12 protein-coding genes and 2 pseudogenes are annotated in these 16,671 nt (G+C 68.6%); 2 read left to right on the top strand and 12 right to left on the bottom strand.

Annotation, left to right across the window (positions count from 1 at the left end; genetic code table 11):
* Nucleotides 1-159: 159 nt before the first annotated feature.
* Nucleotides 160-994 (top strand): annotated as a pseudogene (locus tag JQN83_RS26255) (IS5 family transposase).
* 242 nt (nucleotides 995-1,236) lie between these two features.
* On the opposite strand, the gene JQN83_RS26250 reads toward JQN83_RS26255, so the two are convergent.
* Nucleotides 1,237-1,974, bottom strand: coding sequence for a hypothetical protein (locus JQN83_RS26250; RefSeq protein WP_208569817.1), 738 nt, complete (start codon nucleotides 1,972-1,974; stop codon nucleotides 1,237-1,239).
* 448 nt (nucleotides 1,975-2,422) lie between these two features.
* Between JQN83_RS26250 and JQN83_RS26245 the strand changes: the two genes are divergently transcribed.
* Nucleotides 2,423-6,544 (top strand): DEAD/DEAH box helicase, encoded by a 4,122-nt coding sequence (locus tag JQN83_RS26245; protein ID WP_208569816.1) that lies wholly within the window; start codon nucleotides 2,423-2,425, stop codon nucleotides 6,542-6,544.
* Between the two features lie 96 nt (nucleotides 6,545-6,640).
* On the opposite strand, the pseudogene JQN83_RS33910 reads toward JQN83_RS26245, so the two are convergent.
* The 11 genes and pseudogenes from JQN83_RS33910 to JQN83_RS26190 all read right to left on the bottom strand — a co-directional run.
* Nucleotides 6,641-6,811, bottom strand: a pseudogene (locus tag JQN83_RS33910) (helix-turn-helix domain-containing protein); the annotation flags it as partial.
* 144 nt (nucleotides 6,812-6,955) lie between these two features.
* Entirely contained in the window at nucleotides 6,956-8,281 is a 1,326-nt protein-coding gene (locus JQN83_RS26235; protein ID WP_208569815.1) for an MFS transporter, read from the bottom strand.
* A 197-nt stretch (nucleotides 8,282-8,478) separates the two neighbouring features.
* Nucleotides 8,479-9,009 (bottom strand): MarR family winged helix-turn-helix transcriptional regulator, encoded by a 531-nt coding sequence (locus JQN83_RS26230; RefSeq protein ID WP_208569814.1) that lies wholly within the window; start codon nucleotides 9,007-9,009, stop codon nucleotides 8,479-8,481.
* 148 nt (nucleotides 9,010-9,157) lie between these two features.
* Nucleotides 9,158-10,243: a M23 family metallopeptidase gene (locus JQN83_RS26225; protein WP_208569813.1), complete on the bottom strand. Its 1,086-nt coding sequence runs from the start codon at nucleotides 10,241-10,243 to the stop codon at nucleotides 9,158-9,160.
* Nucleotides 10,240-10,734, bottom strand: a complete 495-nt coding sequence (locus tag JQN83_RS26220; protein ID WP_208569812.1) for a hypothetical protein — start codon at nucleotides 10,732-10,734, stop codon at nucleotides 10,240-10,242. Before JQN83_RS26220 ends, JQN83_RS26225 begins: the two co-directional genes overlap by 4 nt.
* Nucleotides 10,731-10,955, bottom strand: coding sequence for a hypothetical protein (locus JQN83_RS26215; RefSeq protein WP_307799735.1), 225 nt, complete (start codon nucleotides 10,953-10,955; stop codon nucleotides 10,731-10,733). Before JQN83_RS26215 ends, JQN83_RS26220 begins: the two co-directional genes overlap by 4 nt.
* The gene (locus JQN83_RS26210; protein ID WP_208569811.1) at nucleotides 10,952-11,212 is read right to left on the bottom strand and encodes a hypothetical protein; all 261 of its coding nucleotides are present in this window, start codon (nucleotides 11,210-11,212) and stop codon (nucleotides 10,952-10,954) included. The genes JQN83_RS26215 and JQN83_RS26210 overlap by 4 nt, the downstream gene beginning before the upstream one ends.
* Nucleotides 11,209-11,811 carry a hypothetical protein gene (locus JQN83_RS26205; protein ID WP_208569810.1) on the bottom strand — a complete coding sequence of 201 codons (603 nt, stop codon included), beginning with the start codon at nucleotides 11,809-11,811 and terminating at the stop codon, nucleotides 11,209-11,211. Before JQN83_RS26205 ends, JQN83_RS26210 begins: the two co-directional genes overlap by 4 nt.
* Nucleotides 11,811-13,661, bottom strand: a complete 1,851-nt coding sequence (locus tag JQN83_RS26200) for a type IV secretory system conjugative DNA transfer family protein (RefSeq protein ID WP_244253244.1) — start codon at nucleotides 13,659-13,661, stop codon at nucleotides 11,811-11,813. Before JQN83_RS26200 ends, JQN83_RS26205 begins: the two co-directional genes overlap by 1 nt.
* Nucleotides 13,661-14,989 (bottom strand): putative type IV secretion/conjugal transfer ATPase, encoded by a 1,329-nt coding sequence (locus tag JQN83_RS26195; protein ID WP_244253243.1) that lies wholly within the window; start codon nucleotides 14,987-14,989, stop codon nucleotides 13,661-13,663. The genes JQN83_RS26200 and JQN83_RS26195 overlap by 1 nt, the downstream gene beginning before the upstream one ends.
* Before the next feature lie 212 nt (nucleotides 14,990-15,201).
* Nucleotides 15,202-16,671, bottom strand: a complete 1,470-nt coding sequence (locus JQN83_RS26190) for an SCO6880 family protein (RefSeq protein WP_208569808.1) — start codon at nucleotides 16,669-16,671, stop codon at nucleotides 15,202-15,204.

Below are 16,671 nucleotides of genomic sequence, written 5' to 3'. Positions count from 1 at the left end.
GATCCGTGACTGCATCGCAAGGACCAGCGATGACTTCGCACGCCGTGACCATCGCGTCGACGTCCGCCCACCTCTCATCAGTCAGTGCGTGTTTGACAAGGTCTGTTGTGGACCGCGTGGCGGCATGACTTTCACCGGCGGGACGGGCAGGGTGGCGCGGTGTCTGCACGCCGTGGCTACCCCTCCGACCTGTCCGATGCCCAGTTGGCGCTGATCGAGCCGCTGCTTCCGGAGCCGAACACAGACGGCCGTCGGGAGAAGCATCCGCGGCGGGAGATCGTTAACGCGATCCTGTACGTGGTGCGGTCCGGGTGCCCGTGGCGGTACCTGCCAGCTGACCTGCCGCCCTGGCAGAGGTGTACTGGTACTTCACCCGGTGGGAAGAAGCCGGCGTCACCGAGAAACTCCTGGCCACGCTGCGGATCAGGACACGGGTGCAACAGGGCCGTGCGCCGCAACCATCTGCGGGGATCATCGACTCGCAGAGCGTGAAGGGCGCTGACACCGTCGGGTGCGACAGCCGAGGCTACGACGCCGGGAAGAAGATCAACGGCCGGAAGCGATTCATCATCACCGACACCCTGGGGCTACTGGTCACCGTGACCGTACTCGCCGCGAGCTGGCAGGACCGCGACGGCGCCAAGAGTGCCCTGCTCCGGCGCCTACATGCTCACCCCGATTCGGCACGTCTTCGCCGACCAGGGCTTCACCGGACGGCTGGTCGACTGGGCCCGCGACATCCTGCGCACCACCCTGGAGATCGTCCGTAAGCCCGCCGACCAGCGCGGCTTCGCTGTACATCCTCGCCGCTGGGTCCGTGGAACGCACCCTGGCCTGGCTCACCGCCTGCCGCCGACTCGCCCGCGACTACGAACGCCACCCAGCCGTCTCCGAAGCCCTCATCCGCTGGGCCGCCATCGCTGGCATGACCCGCCGCATCACCCGCGGCCAACCGGCACGACGCCAAGCCCGCCGCACCTTCACCCGGGTCTAATCAACCCCATCTCAAACACGCACTCTCAGAGTCAACGGCGGGACGGGGCGCCTGACCCTCGACCTTACCGCAGCCTACACCCCTTATAGGGCGAATTTTCCGGTGTGGAGGAATAGCGGACCGAACGCGTCCCGGGCAGCCTCGTGCATAACCCTCGACACAGCGTCGCACAGGCCGAACCTACGTGGATGAGGCAGCCGGCGGATCGCTGCTGGTACCCGCACCGGCGAAGACAGCCGTCACTACTCGGCCGTCACTGCCGAGCGCCAGATCGCCTCAAACTGGTCTAGCCAATAGACATACCAAGCGCCGTCGTCACGGGTCAGATTGATGTGCATGCGCGACCGGATGGCATCATTGCGGAAGGCGTGAAATTCGACGTTGGCGTAACCTCCGGCCGCGTGAGGGTTTAGCGCAACCAGACTGAAGCCTGGGTTAAAGGCGATCTCCCCGTACGCAAACGTGCCTTTGACCTGCCATTCCGCCATCGTCGCAAGCCTCGTTCGCGTCTCGCGCAACGACGCGGACGCTGTCTGCACCGGATAGTCGAGCAGCGCGTCGAGTTGCTCCGAGATCGGGTCACCTGGGTCGAATTGTGCCAGTACCACGATCCGCACCGAGCCGCCTTCCCGCGCGAGCGGCCCGCGGCGCAAAATGTCGCAGCGCTCCTCGGTGAGGAAATTAGAGCCGACCGGCGCGAAGATCCACACATCCTTGGCGTTGCGCAGGTCGTCGGTGACCGGGTTACGGTCATAGTCGCTGCGGTCGAGGAAACGGTCCTCCCGATGGTTCGCGAGCGCGGCCCGCAGCAGAAGGAAGCCCAGCCCAGCGAAGAGCACGGACCACCGGGCGCTGTCTGGAAGATCCGCCCCGACGATCAGCAGTGCTGCGAAAACCAGCACGACCAGCGTGGTCGCGTAGAGATCAATATGCCGCCGATGTCGGATGTCCGTCAGGATTTGCTTCGCGTGCCGCCGCATGCTTGCCATAATGCCGTCCACAGCGTTGCCGTTTAGTCACCTTTTCAGTGGGTGCAAGCTCGGCCGTCAGGGTAGATCACACGCTGACGCCCTTCGCTCTCCTGCACGGTCGACATCACCCATTGACCCGCGTCCAGCCTAATTACCTGCTCTGTCTCGCCGCAGACGACTTGACGATCACATGGGCGACCACCTCGGCAAATCCCGATTTCATCTTGAACTCCTGGTCAGCGCACCGCCGGCCGACTATGCGATCGCCCCACCCACCGACGGCTACACACCACAAAGGAGTTTTTCTACCACTGCGAGACACTGAAGTCAACCACACATTTCGGCACAATGAGTGACATGCATAGATAAAATTGGCGGCAGGAAGAGCATGGTCCATTCACTACCGGGAAGGCAGGTGCCCGAGAGCTGTCGATCACTTCTGAGTACAATGCCGCACATGGCTCCCGAAGAGACCTGGCAACAAGATCTTGTTGAGCGTGCCCGCGCAGGGAAAGTGGTCTTGGTCTGCGGGACAGGACTCAGTGTCGCGATCAGTGGCAATACGGAAACGGCAACCTGGCACGGGCTCATTACTTCAGCGTTGGACTATCTGGGCGGCTTGCGTCCCGAGTGGGGCAAGGCGGTCGGCAATCTCAGGGGACTGATCGATGCTGACCCCTCGGTCGAGTCCTACATAACAGCAGCAGAGTGGGTCGACAAGGTCTTCAAGAGGCAAGCGCCGGGAGAATTCGTCGACTGGATCCGGCGCACCATCGGTTCCCTCGAACCGGCCAACCCCGGATTCGAGTCAGTTCTTCGGCAGCCAGTCCCCATTCTCACAACCAATTATGATCAGCTGATAGAGGATGTCTCTGGCCGAATTGGTCTTACCTGGACCGAGGCTGATCAGCGGGATCGTTTTCACGAGAACCCCGAGAGATACGTCTTTCATCTGCACGGCCGGCATAAGCTGCCTGACTCGATCATTTTGTCTGGTTCGGACTATCAACGCCTAGGGTCGAACCAGACAACAACTGAGGTACTTCAGGCCTTCGCCGCCAGCCACACGCTCGTGTTCCTCGGCTACGGCGCGGGCTTAGCCGATCCGAACTTCGCTGGCTTCCTACCCTGGTACAAACAGCGCTACGGCAATACTGGGCGTCGGGCCTACGTCCTGGTTCGGGCGGGTGACCTGCCCGCCGACCGGCTCCATGGCAAACTAGCCCACCTGTCGTACGGCGCGGAGTACGAGGATCTGCCCGGTTATCTCGACGAGCTCTTCGCCGCCTCCCCCGCGCCAGCAACGCCTCCAGTCGCTGCGGTCGCTCCAAAGCCGGTCGACAGCCACCTAGACCCGCTGAGGATGCTGCCTGCCCCGGTGCAGAGGAAGGCAGCCGACCAGATCGGGGGGGCGAGCGCGCGCGAAGATGTGCAAGAGCGAATGCTCAGAGCCGCGGTCGGGGCTACCGACTCCCGGCAGGCCGCGCTGATCAGCGCGGTCACCGGCACGGGCAAGACCACTGTGGCGCGGCTCGCAATGAACTACGCGGTCGGCACTGGGCACTCCGCCGTAATGATCTTCCCAACCAAGGCGCTGGTCGCCCAAGAGTCCCGGGAATGGGAGAGCTGGGTCGAGGCATGGCGGGACGATCGCAAGATCCGGGTCTATCCGTCCTCCCGGGACTATCCGGAAAACGACTCGCCGGTCTCTAAGGGCCGTTTCGAAGTCGCCATCGCGATCTACGAAAAGCTACTCGGCTACCTGATCTCCGGCCAGCGCACCCTGGGCAAAACCTCGTTGCTGGTCGTCGATGAGATGCAGACCTTGGTCGAGGATCAGAAGCGGGCGGCCAAGCTGGAGAGCCTGCTGACGATGGTGCGCCTGATGCCGCAGGAGGAACGGCCCGGCATCCTCGGCCTGTCGGCCACCATGTCTGCGCAGTCGACCGAAGTGCTGCGTAGCTGGCTCGGCGTGGACACATTTAGCTTCGTGCAGAGCAGCAATAGGCCGGTACCGCTGGACACGTACGTGATGGATAGCAACCGGTGGCGGCTTCAACGCGACGCGCACCTAAAGAGCCTCTCCGAGCGGGACGCCCAACTACCCGATCCAGTGACCGAGGAGCACGACCTCGCCGACATCACCCGCAACTCTATGCGCGACCGGATCCAGGTGCGCGGGCTGAGCACCGGACCGCTGGCCGTCTCGCTGGTCACCCGCCTGCTCAACGAGGACCCGAAGACCCGGATCCTGGTCTTCGTGCCGGGCCGGACAGCGGCCCAGGAACTCGCTCTGGCAATCCAGAAGTCACTCGACGCGACCATGGGAACCGTTGCCCGGCGGCGCGGATCACCGTGGCGGATCGGCCGATTCGCCGATCCCGATGTCGACCCGGACGTCGCTGAGCGGCGGTTCCTCGCGCTGCAGGACACCGACCTGCCGCTGGCGCCCGAGGTGGTCCGCGGCATGCGGACCGGGGTGGCGTACCACAGCGCCCGGCTTTCCCCACGGCTGCGGCGTGACTTGGAGGACGACTTCCGAGACCGCCGCGGCGTGCTAAGGGTGCTCGTTGCCACGGACACGCTCGCGATAGGCGTAAACCTGCCCGCCGACGTGGTGATCGCGACCAGTATCTCCGGGTACGGCTCGGACCGGCTCCGCCGGCTCAGCATGCCAGCCGAACTGGACAACAAGGCCGGGCGCGCCGGACGGCGTGGCGTAGCGAGCAAGGAACGCGGCGCCTTCTACATCTTGGTGCCCAGCGAGCGTGACTTGCAGGGGGTAGCCGGTCTCACTGCGGACTCGGTGCTGTCTCTCTCCTCGATGGACGGAGTTTTTCAGCGCTACGTAGTCGGGCATGAGCGCACTGATCGAGTGACCGGGAGGATCCGGGAACTCGACGACGTCACCCTGCTCTCGTTGCATGTGCTTTGTTCGGACGGCTTCGGCCGGCGGATGCCTCAGCTAGAGAACCGGGTCGGCTCGGTATTGAAGGCATTGCTCGCCGCCCAGGAACCCGACGTGCAGCTACCCACCGCCGCCGAAGTGATCGAGCGCCTATCCGTCCTGGGCCTGTTCGATCGGGACGCGGACGACAAACACCGGCCCACCCGGCTGGGTGAGGCGCTAGCCAGGTCCGGGCTGGCCCTGGGCAGCGCGCACGTCCTGGAACTGCTATCCCGGCTGGCGACGCAGGGCACCGGCGATGTCGACCTACTGTTTCATGCCTGCCGCAGCGACGAGATCGAGGGGGTGACCGCATGGGTGGGCCTGCCCGGAGTGCACCCGCGGCACTACCCGTCCCTCAAGGAGAACATCCAGACGTACGCGCTGGCTTATCTCCACGAGGATGAGGTTCGCCGCGAGTATTGCGCCCAGTACTTCGGCACGAAGCGGTATGCACTGCCGGCCAAATTCGTGGCTGAGGGGCAGGTCGTGGTGTCGAAGGAACTGCGCGAGCTACTGGCACGGGAGGTAGAGGAGGTCACCGACCGGGACGCCACCGCTCTGCTGCGCGCGCTGGTGGCCTTCGAGTGGAGCCGCGGCATCCCGTTCGCCGAGATTAAGGCCCGGTTCTCGGCGGCCATACGCTCCGACGAGAACCGCCGAAACGAGCGTCCGGTCGAGCTGTCGCTGCACTACAGCGACATTGAGCAGCTCTGTGAGCAGGTCGCCGGGGTGATCCGCGGCGCGGCCGAAATCTCCTTCTCGGACCGCCACGACTGGTCCACGCGGATGATCCTGCTGGCTTTACAGACTGAGGTCGGGCTGCCGGCCTGGCTGGCGCCGATCGTCAAGCTGCGCATCGACGAACTGCATCGCAACCGGCTCGCCCGGTTGTGGGAGGCACAGCCGGTAGCTGAGGGCTGGGCGACGGTGCTGGACCTACCCGGTATCGTGGACCACCCCGGCATCAGCGAGCAGAGCCGGCAGAATGCCCGGGATCGGCTGGAGAGGCGGGAACGGGAAGAATCCGACTTCCGGCACCGTGTAGCGCAGCAGTTGGCTGGCGTATACGTGCCAGGCACCGGCGGAATGTCCTTCGAGGAATTCGGCAAGGAGCTGCAGAGGGCTAACTCCCACAACGAGTATATCGATCTATGGGAGGAAATGGCCGACGGCCTGGGCATCGCCTTCGAGAGGCGCAAGTTAGCCGAGTACACCGAGATGCGCTGGAGCGCCGGAGCGGTCGAGGTCTTGTTGAAGATCCCCCACAACGAGGTGGGCCAGGAAGAGGTGCAGATGTTCGCGCCGGACGAGGGCCTGGTAATCCTAAATTCGCGGCTGCGGCCGTCGGCCTACAGCGAACTGGCCGGGAAGCCGACAGTTGCTCGGTTCATACCACCGGAGTTCGTGCTAACCCTGGTCGCCCGGCTGGTCAACGCGCGCGGCGACGCGCTGGAGGCCGAGGAGGTGCTGGAACGGCTGGCTGAGCAGCGGGTCAGTGTCATCGACGCAGAGAGTGTAAACGTCTCGCTGGACGTGGCGGGCTCGCACCCGCCGTGGCCGGGGCCGATGCCGCAGGTACCGCCGGACCCGTTCCGGCTGACCGAGATACCAGAGGATGAGGCGGACTGAAGGATACGGGGCGATCGTCGGTGTCGGCTCTGTCTCACATTCGGGATGCTGTTGGTGATCTTGATTGTGGATCGGGGGCGATCCGCCATGCCCCTTCGATGCCAAAGCCTGCTCGCGACCGGCCCGCCCCCGCTTGCGCCAGCCGTACGCTGCGGTCTGCGGCACCCGCAACCGACGCGCAACCTCCGGCACCGACACACCCTCGGCGAACCACCCCGCCGCCTGCCGCCGGACCGCCTCACGCTTCGCCCGCCCCCGCGCGGACAACCACCTCCATCGGGATACCTCATCTCAACGAACTACCCCAACCCAACGTCGTCACACGGACCACATCGGACGAAGCTGTCCATTCAAGATCTGGAGCACGCGTGGAGCAGGCCGCTGTACCCGCCCCCCGACGGCAGTTCGGCCTCAGGGGCCCAAGTGCCACGCGGCGAGGGCGGCCAAGGTCGGCAGGGCTGCGGTCGCGGCGAACGCGGCCGGCAGGCCCCAGAGGGCCCAGAGCGCTGCGCAGGTCGCCGCCCCGAGTGCGCCACCAAGGAAGAAGGTCAGGTTCGCCAAGCCCAGGGCAGCCCCGCGCACACCCACGTCGGTTACCTGGGAGATGGCGGTGGTCAGGGTCATCTGGGCCACCGCGAACGCCGCGAACCCTGCGCTCGCGGCACCGACCAGTGTCACCGACTGCCGGTCCGCCGCCGCGATCAGCACTGCGGCGCTGAACAGAGCCGCTATCGCAGCCATCACCTGCTGCGGCGGCAGACGGAGGCTGGCGGCAGCGGCCAGACGAGCGACGACCACCCCCGCGACGGCCCCAGGTAGGAGGAGCATACCTACAGCCTCCGCAGTGTGTCCGAGGCCGGTCAGTAGTTGAGGGACGGCGTAGACGGTCGCGAACAGGCCGCCGTACACACTCGCGCCGACTAACCCGCAATGCCAGAAGCGCCGGTCTCGGATCACTACCGCGGGGAGGAACCCGGCGGGACGCCGCTTGGTGTGTAGGGCGAGCAGCAACCCGCCAGCGCCCGTTGCCGTCAGCAGGATGGGAATGAGAGGGCGGGCCATCGGAGCGGTCGTCGACTCCAGCACCAGCAGCAGTCCAGAGGCCACGAGCGCCAAGAGCAACGCGCCCACCCAGTCCACGTCACCCGGCCCCTGCCGGTGCCCCGACCGGGTGAGGATCCAGCACATCGGAATAGCCGTCACAGACAGTGCTGGTAGCACCAGGGCGACGCGCCATCCGGCGACCAAGGCGAGTGACCCGGCGAGCGGCGCGGTGGCGGAGAACAGCGTCATCACCATACCGAGGTGGGTGAGAACCCTCGGCCGGATGGCATCTGGTGCCCCGGCAGCAAGGGCGAGCGCGGTCGCGGTCATCGCCCCGGAACCTGCGGCCAGCAGTGCCCGCCCGCCGATCACCACGAGCAGCGCGGGCGCGACGGCACAGACCGCCGTACCGATGACGAGGAGCGCCGCGCCGACCGCGAGCACGCTGCGCGTACCCCAGATATCGGTGGCGCGGCCGGCGACTGCGGCGCCAACCCCGAGCCCCAGGGCGTGGATGGCCAGGATCCATACGGCTGCTGCCGGATCGACGTGGAGGCCCTGGGCGGCGGCGGGCAGCGCGACGGCGGCGGCGCTGACCCCGTAGACAGCCGGACCGTACAGGAAGCCGAGCCGCCAGCCAGCTGTCGGTGAGGCATGAAGTGAAGGTGCGGTGGATCGTACGGTCACGGACACGCGGACTCCTCGTCGATGGGTGGACATGCGGGCGCAGAGCGGTGGGCCGCGAAGGCGCCGGCGAACGGCGACGGTCGCGGCCCTCCGCCCGCGTGCCGGGCGATGGGTGGGGGCCGGTCGTCTCGGCTGGGCGACCGGGTAGAGGGCACTTCGTGGCCTGCGTGGTGATCTGGTCGACGCCCCGAGGGGCGTCCGGATCAGCTGGCCGGGGGTGTGTCGGCGGCGGTGCGTTGTTGGGAACGGACCGCTACCGTGCGCAGGACCCGTGCCAGGCTGTCCCCCGGGGGCAGGCCGGGCCCGCCGAACAGTCGGGCCTGCTCGGCGTCGACCCGATGCTGGATCTGACGCGCCAGATCCATGCCGGCCTGGGTGGGACGCAGGATCACCCGGCGTCGGTCGTGCTCGTGGAGATCCCTACGGACCAGACCGCGATCGACCAGGGTCACCAGGACGCTGGTAAGCGTCGCCTTGGCGATGCCGACCTCGGCGGCGGTGGTGCGGGTGTCCACCGCGCGGCGGGCGCAGACGAGCACGAGCACGTCATAGGCGGTCCAGGTCATGCCATCGGCGCGCAGCACGGTGCGTTCGAGTTGTGCGCGGATGGTGTTGGCCGCGCGTACCAGTTGGGCCAGTGGCCCCGGTCGTGGTGGTGGTCCTGGTGCCCTGTTGACCAGTGGTCGGTAGACGCCAGCGACCCGGCGGGGCCGCCGGTTGGTGTCGGGGCTCATCGCAACCACCTCGGCCGGCGGATCGGCAGCCGGTGACGGCGGCGGCCGACGCGCCCGCCCCGGTCGCGCGGCGGTGGTTGCGGTACGGGTCGCTGTGGCTTCCCGGTCTCCTCACACATGTGTCCCCCATGTTGTTGACATCGAAGGGTCAGGTCGTCTTGCTCTCCAACGGGGCGCCGCGCGCCGCCATGAACGGGACCGGGTCGACGGAGTTGCTATTGTCCAGGTCGCAGCCGCCATCGGCGGTGCAGGCGTGTTCATGGGTTTGGAAGTGCAGGTGAGGGCCGGACGAGTGGCCACTGGTACCCACCAGGCCGATCGGCTGGCCGGCCTGCACGGTGTCGCCCTCGGCGACGTCGGGGCGTCGGACCAGGTGGCAGTAGCGGGTGCCGTAGCCGTCGGCGTGGATCAAGTCGACGTACCAGCCACAGCCGCGAGTGTTTGGACTGCCGTCGATGTTGCAGTTGCCGGTGCTCGGGTCGCAGCCGGCCCAGATGACCCGGCCGGTCGCCGCGGCGAGGATGACGGTGTTGCGCGGCACCGACAGGTCGACTCCGGCGTGCAGGCGTCCACTGCGTGGCCCGTAACCGCTGCCGACCTCGGCACGCAGTGGCGGGGCCCAGCCCGACGGTGCGACGGAGACCGGTCCGTCGCAGCGCGCGAGGCTCGCTCCGGGGAGTTCACCGATCGAGGCGACCCCGGCCACTGCGGCGACGACCTGTTCGGCGTCGCGCTCGAATTCGCCGTACCGGTCGGGGAAGGCGGACACCTGGACCCGCTGCGCGGCGACGGTCAACGGGAGTTGCTGCCATCCGTCGACCCGTAGCAGCTTGTCGTAGAACCTGGTCGCGGCGTATGCCGGGTCGAGGATCTGTACGGGGGTGCCCCATCCCTGGCTGGGTCGCTGTTGGAACAGCCCGAGCGAGTCACGGTCTCCGCCGCGAAGGTTCCGTAGGCGTGACTCGACCATCGCCGTGGCGACCGCGATGACCCAACCGCGAGCGGGCACTCCCCGCTGCTGACCGACTGCCACGATCCGAGCGGCGTTGGCCACCTGCTCCCCGGTCCAGCGGCCCACGGTGTCGTGGGTGCCCACGGCATCGACCGGAGCGGGTGACAGCATCGCGGGGCACGCGGCGGCGGGGGCTTCGATCAGCACCGCCGCCAGCGGCAGGCCACACGCCAGCGCCAGCAGCACCGCCACGGCACCGACACCGATCCGTCGACCGTTCACCGTGCGGTGGCCTCCTCCCGTACGCCGACGGTGGCGATCAGCCACCGTCGGCCGTCATGTACGCAGATCACCCGCAGAACCTCGGTGTCGGTGGGGACGTCCACCGCCGCATGGGTCGGGGTTGCGGCGACGACCTGACCACGACCGGTGACCTTGGTGGCGGGAACGTTGGCCGGCTCGACCGTGGCGAGTAGCGCTGCATAGGCGGGCACGGCACGTGGGCGCAGGGCGGCCAGCCAACGGGAGGCTTCCAGTTGCGGACGTGCCCACCGGGCGACGAAGCCGACGGCGGCAGCTACAGCCTCCGGGTCCGCACCGGACGGGTCTGTCGGCCCGACTCCGTCCGGGTCTGCCGGCGAGGCAATCTGGGGCGTCGTCGTGCCTGCGTGGGTCGTCGGGACAGAAGCGGGGGCTGGCGTGGCGCGGGTGCAGCCGACCGCCATGATGGCGGCGAGCGCCATCACGCTGCCGAGGGTCGGGAGTCGTGTCACGTCGCCTCCTTCGGCCGGTCCTCGTCCGGGGCACCGAGCGCGGCGTTCACCCGCTGCCCGAGTAGACGTAGCTGGTGGTGCACGTCGACCAGCACGGCGTGCCGCTGTGCGGTCGGATGCCGGGTCGCAGTCTCGACGAGGACACCGATGTCGCCGCGTAGCTGGGTGAGGTTGGCGCTGATCGAATCCAGTGGTCCGTCGAACGAGGTCGCCCTGGTCACTCGTCGACGTCGCGGGTGTAGTCGCCGTCGAGGTACCCGTCGCTGGCCCAGTCCAGTTCCGTCTCCCGCCGCGTCAACTCGTCCAGGTCCGTCCATTGCTGCCTCTCTTCCTGCTGGTCGGCACGCCAGCTGTCGCGTGCCTCGTGGATGCCGGTGATGAAGTCGTCGAGGGTGTCGACTCCAACGCGCAGTCCGGCCATCGCGGTCTCGAACCGTTGCCAGTCCCACACGCTGGTGACTTCGGCGGGTTGTGTCATCGGGTGGCCTCCTGTCGCGGATCCGAGTCGGCCCCCACGTGGCGTGCGTTCACGTCGTCGTCGACTGCGCGTTCCGCCGCCTCGGGCCAGGGGTTCGCCCACACGCTGTCCGGGTTGGGTGGGGTGTGCTGGCCGTGGCGGCAGCGCGTGGTGTCCCACTGCTGCCAGCGGTGCCGGGCACGGTGCAGAGCCTCGTGCCAACGCAGCGGACCCTCGGGGTCGGCACGCGCGGAATAGGCGTGGTGCCAGGACACCGACAACGCCGTCAGCTCTTCCACCAGCGCTGGGTGCGCCGGCCAGCAGTTGCCGAGGTCCTGGGCGACGCCGTAACGGTCGACCAGCCAGGTCGTCCATGCCGTCAACCACGTCCACAGGTCGCGGGCGTCGTCACGGCTCAGGTCCCGCCAGCAGTAGCGTGCCGGCGTCCACCCGGTGGGGGCGTCGAGGACGTCGACGCGTTCGCTCAGTGATACGTGCGCCTCGGCGAGCCGGTCCACCGCAGCGCGTACGGTGTCGATTAGTTCGGCCAGCTCGGCGACGGCGCGTTGCGGCGGTGACGCCTGCTCCGGCAGTTCGAACAGGAAGGTGCGATCCGACATCAGCGGGCTCCGTTCAGCCGGGCGGTGAAGGTGGCCTGGCCCAGGTGGAACCGGTCCGCGTCCGGACGTTCCCACCAGGCCGGTTGCACCACCTCGACCGGCGGCATGTTGCCCAGCAGCACCAGGGCGTGCCCGGTGGGCAGGTTGCGCAGCTCGGCAAGGTCGACGAGGTTCTCCCGCCGGGTGTTCTCCTGTACCGATGCCCGTCCGCCGCCCCAGGAGGCCGCCGATGACCGCTCCTGCACCTGCCCGAGCAGCGACTGCGCGTCCTTGAGTGCCGACACGTCCTGGGTGCCGCCCATGACGAAGCGGGCGTTCGCGCCGTCGCGGAGGGCCTGGCCGCCGGTGCGTCCCCAGCGTTCCTCCAGTTGGTGGGTGTTCTGGCACGAGATCGACAGGGCGATGCCGGCGCCACCACCCTCGGAAGCGAGCGCAGGGAGCGAGGGCAGCGGCGCGATGTTGGTGATCTCGTCGCCGACGAGGTACAGGCAGGGCTCCACCCGACCGCCCTGCGCCACGAACGACCGCTGCAGGGTGCGGTAGATGATGTCCTCGGCGACGGCGGCGAACAACGGCGCGATCAGTGCCTGCCCGCTGCGCGTCCCGACGAGGTAGAGCGTGCCGCACTCGTCCAGCCACTGCTCGACCCGGAACTGCTGACCGCGTGGTGGGGAGCAGGCGTGCAGGATGCGCGGGTTGCTGAACGGGTCGAGGGCGCCGAACACCACCGACTGGATGGCGTCGCGGCTGCGGCCGGTGGACTCCCGGTGGAAGGCGAGCCGGTCTGCCCACACTGTCTGCTGATGGTGGCGCAGGATCCGCTCGGCGCGAGGATCGTTGGGGTTGGCAGCCCAGCTCGCCACGTCCGTCATCGTCGTGTGCTCGTCCAGGGCGGCGGCGTGCAGCAGGCCACGGATGATGGCTGCGGCCTGGTCCTGGAAGTACTGGCCGTTTTCGACGTCGCCCTTGAGTCCGGCGCCGGCGGCGAAGCCCTTCGCGCGGAGCGCGGCGATGTCCGGGTCCTCGGCGCCCTCGATCGGTGACCACCGCAACCGGGGCACCCCGGGCACCTGGCCCTGTGGCTCGAAGATCCAGGTCGGGCCGATCTCGGCCCGCAGCTCGTAGGTGGCTGCGGCGACGTCGAGGCGGGTGGAGGTGGAGATGACCGCGCCACGGGCGTCGGCCACCCGGGGAATCATGTAGCGGGAGGTCTTGTTCGCGAACCGGGCCGCTCCGGCGAGCAGCTCGGTGTACTCGTTGGCGAGGTACAGCGGCTCACCGGTCAGCGCATCGTTGCCGAGGAACCGGGCCACCTCCAGCGGGTCCGAGCGGCGGCAGTTCTTCGCCCGTACGGTCTCGGGGTGGTCGTCGTCGCGGAGGGTCAGGCCCGGGCGCAGGATGTCCACCCGGCGCAGTACCGCGTCGGCGGTCACCAGCCGGTCGAGATCCCTGCGGCGGGCGAAGCCCCGGCGGCGTATCCGTTGCCGCGCCAGTCGCAGTGTGGGCGCGGCGACGCCGACCATGGCGGCGGTGAACAGGACTGCCCACAGCCCGTACAGCACCGGTGTGGGTGGCAGGGCGTCCCGGGCCGCGGGCGGCCACGCCTGCGCGGGGTCGCCTGGATGGGCGACGATTCGCACGGCGACGCGCGGCGCGTCGGCGGGGGTGCTCTCCGGCCAGGTGGCGTGGGTAAGCAGCCCGCCGGCCTGCCCGGCCAGCCACAGCGTGACGGTGCCCAGCAGGACGAGCAGGCCGGTGATGCCCAGCAACACGAGCCGGGCCACGATGTCGGCGCGGGCCACTCCGCGGCGGGGCAGCCGGTGGCCGGGGGACATGAGCGAGCCGCCCATCACCGCACCTGACCCACCGGCGCAGCCAGCTCTCCGCGACCGCGTCTGGGCGCCTGCCGCATCCGGCTGTCGGTGTCCACCATGGCGCGTTCGACCGAAGAGAGTTGGTGTTTGACGACGTAGGAGCGCAGTCCCACCTTCCACAGCCCTACGCCCCGGCGGAGGTGCAGGAGCAGGTTGGTCTCCACGTCGGTCGTGCCCAGGAACTCGCGGGCCACGTCGAGGGAGCCCTGTGCCTGCCGGTACGAGACCCGTACCCCGGTATCCTCGATAAGGCCCCGGGCGATGCGTACCTGCTCGGAGTCGGCACTACCGCTGGCCGCGAGGTCGGAGAACCGGTGGAACGCCAGGATGTTCGCCGTACCGAGCGCTCGGGCCAGCTTCACCTGTTCCCGCATCCGCCGCATCAGGCCCAGATGTCGACTGACCAGTGCGAACTCGTCGTACAGGCACACCCGTGGGGGTGCGTCGGGGCGGGTCAGTTCCGCCTCCAGCCAGGACTGGGCGCAGGTCATCGCCATCGCCGTCATCTGGTCCGAGGCGCGGACCGCCCGGAGGTCCAGGATCGCGCCCGGTTGGTCGAAGTCCACCGACAGCGTCGCCGCATCCGGTGCGTCGAAGATCCCGCCGAGCGCGCCGGTGATCAGCCGTTCCAGGGCTAACCGCACCCGGCGGCTGTCGGCGGTGAACTGGTCGAGGTTGTAGTGCACTCCGGCCAGCCGGTGTGCCCACCACTGCGGGTCGCCCATGGCCGCCAGCACCCGGGACAGGGTCGGGGTGGGTTGGCGGTGCGGGCCGGTGCCGTCGTCGCTTCGCGTCACCGCGTCGAGCGAGTACTCGACCAGGGAACGTTCCGCCTCGGTCAGCGGGCCACCGAGTTGGATCTCCAACAGTCCTTCCAGCAGCAGTAGCCGACGGGCCCGCTGAATCTGCAACCACTCCGCCTCACCCTGCCCCGGCAGCCGGCGGATGCCCGCCAGCGGGTTCATGACCACCCCGGAGCCGGGACCGACCCGGACCGGCCGGATGCCCGCCGCCGCGGCGAGGGTGTCGTACTCGCCCTTGACGTCGACGATGTAGAACCGGACCCCGAACGGGATGCCGCGGAACGCGATGGTCTTAAGCAGTGACGACTTCGCGCTGCCGATCTCCCCGGTGACCACCATGTTCGGGGCGCTGAGCAGCCCCGCCCGGTACAGCTCGTGCATGGAGAAGACGAACGCCGCCCGCGAGTAGACCTCCTGCCCGATCAGCGGCCCGTCCACCCCGAGCCCCGGGTCGGCCACGAACGGGAAGACGCTGCACAGTTGCGCGCTCGTAGTGACCAACGGTGGGAGACGCAGCCGCCAGTACACCCTCCCGGCAGCCCGACCGTAGGCGCCTCGCCCATCGACCGGTGGCGGCCCCAGCAGCCGTTCCGACAGTCTTCGTGTCGTGCGCTGCTCACGGTCGAGCACCGTCTGAGCCGTCGCGAGGTCCCGCCGACCAGCGGCCTGCCCGAGGCGTTGCGACCACGACCCTTCCCTTTCAACCCGGGGCGTCACGCGAACCACCCCCGCAGCGGCTTGAGACCACGAGCCAGCGGCAACGCTCCGGCGACGAACGCCTGGTCCTGTTCTCCGTAGAGCACGACCGCCTGACATCCGCACCGACCCAGCACCCGCCGGACGGCTCGTACGTCATGGCGCAGCCGCTCCGCACTGTCCGCGGTGACGGTCACCAGGGTCGCGTACCGGTACCGGACGTGACCTGCGGCCTGTTCCCGATCGACCTGCTCGACTGCGCGGGCCTCCTCGTCCTCCCGCGCCGTGCGCACCAACCGCATCCGTCGTTTGGTGACCTCGTCCCCGGCGCGGGCGACCTTGTCCCGTCGCGTCGCCAACTGCGCGAGCTGCGCCGGCACCGGCTCCGCGACGGTGGTCACCGCCCGCCGGCCGACGGTGCGGGTGAACAGCGGCGTCATCCACGTCATCGGGACCGGTTGGCGGGGCATCTCGTACACCCACAGGGTCTGCGAGTATCCGGAGTCGTGGCGGTACGACGACCACCCAACCGTCTGCGCGGCGATCGGCCCTGCCGTGTGCGGCGCGACCTCCGCCTCGGTGTCGTCGGGATCGAACTGGCCGCGTAACACCGCCGCGTACGTCCGGGGTGTCAGCCAGCCGTTGGTCTCGATCCCGGCTTCGCGGACGGCGGCGCGGATGCCGGGCAGCCGGTCCAGCACGACCGTGGCGATCGCCACATCCGTCCCGCCCGCGTCCGAGACCTCGGCCGACAGCTTCCTGATGTCGAAGACGACCGTCAGGAACACCTCGTGCCGTTGCGCTCCCGGAGCCGCCGCCGCAGTCAGCTCCGCCAGCGACCGGTACGCCGATGTGTCGGTGCCCGTGCCCTGGCATGCCAGGAACCGCTGTGCCCGGTTGCTGACGTCCGGTACCGCCCTGGCCGTCAGTGACCAGCGTGCCAGACCGCTGTCGGTGTACTCGGTGCCCAGCAGATTTAACACGTCGGCCCACGACGTCAGCCGTTGGTGCTGCACGGAGGTGTCGGCGAGGACGAGGTTGCCGCCCGCGCAGGCCAGCGCGGCGGTCACGGTGCCTTCCCGCCGGTGGTGCAGCAGCCCTACCTCGGTCAACCCGTCCGCCGCCACCGCCGGCAACCACCGGTAGCCGGCGGCCGGACCGGGCAGTTGCAGGTGCTGCGTGCCCGGGGCGGCGGTGAGCACCCCGCCGCGGTACCGGTCCTGCCGGGTTGCTCGTTGCAGCAGTGCCCCGATGACGATGGGGGTCCATTCGGTGAGTCGGCGGCCCCGGACCCGCAGCAGACCCCATGTCAGCAGCAACACCGCAGCCGACAGCAGGCCGGTCGCCGTACCCGGCCGCCCCACCGCCAGCAGGTTCGCGGCGACGACCAGGCAGATCACGCCGGCCACCGCGGTGCCGATCTGACCCCAGCTGAAGCCGAGGATCGAGCCGCGTGTGGAACGCGGCGGGAAGTGGAACTGCGTCAT

The organism is Micromonospora antibiotica, assembly GCF_017599305.1.
GTDB classification, from domain to species: Bacteria; Actinomycetota; Actinomycetes; order Mycobacteriales; family Micromonosporaceae; genus Micromonospora; species Micromonospora antibiotica.
The sequence above is the reverse complement of the archived record's forward strand: the minus strand, read 5'-3'. Positions and strand labels throughout refer to the sequence as shown.